Below are 623 nucleotides of genomic sequence, written 5' to 3'. Positions count from 1 at the left end.
TGGACGTTTCTTTTTTCATGGCAGGCAACACGACGGCTAATAACAGCGCTAATAAAAGAAAAGCAGGCGTGAGTTTCAACCCTTGCCAAATTGAGTACGTGTCGTGAAACAGCCAAAAAATTCCTATCGTTAACAAGTAAGCAAAATAGCTGCTGAACACTAAACTCATGGCGACAAAACGCGTGCGATTGATGATGAGGATTCGCACTAAATATTGGCTGAGTAAACTCGCACAATGCATCGCCAATTGCCAGTTGATGATAAAAAAAGCCAGAGAAACAAATCCAGCTACCAGCATGGCGTCGTGCGTACTAACAATAAAGTAGCTGCCGAAACGGCTCATCATAACAGGATAATTACCTTCGTAGACGATAGACCAAGAGATCGCATTCGCCACTGCAATATAATTGGCAAAATAGGCAATAGCATAGAAAGTTGTGCGGGAACTAAAAGGTTGAAATACGTCCGCACAATAGCCGCGCCATTCTTCTTGATTAGCGGTGGGGCCAACCCAATTGCGTTTGTGGTCTGGGAGTCGCTCGGCAAATGCAGGGCCATTTCGAAACAGTAGCCAGAAAATATACAGCGCCAATGCAATCAACAGTATCGTCAACATACTCCCC

Annotated in this window: 1 protein-coding gene; it reads right to left on the bottom strand. The window is 44.8% G+C overall.

Going from position 1 to position 623, the window contains the following annotated elements; genetic code table 11:
- Positions 1 to 616 (bottom strand): hypothetical protein (locus R7Q48_RS28575; protein WP_318133706.1); only part of this gene is annotated, 616 nt, incomplete at its 3' end.
- Positions 617 to 623 lie beyond the last annotated feature (7 nt).

It is taken from the genome of Vibrio sp. 378 (assembly GCF_033339435.1).
The sequence above is the reverse complement of the archived record's forward strand: the minus strand, read 5'-3'. Positions and strand labels throughout refer to the sequence as shown.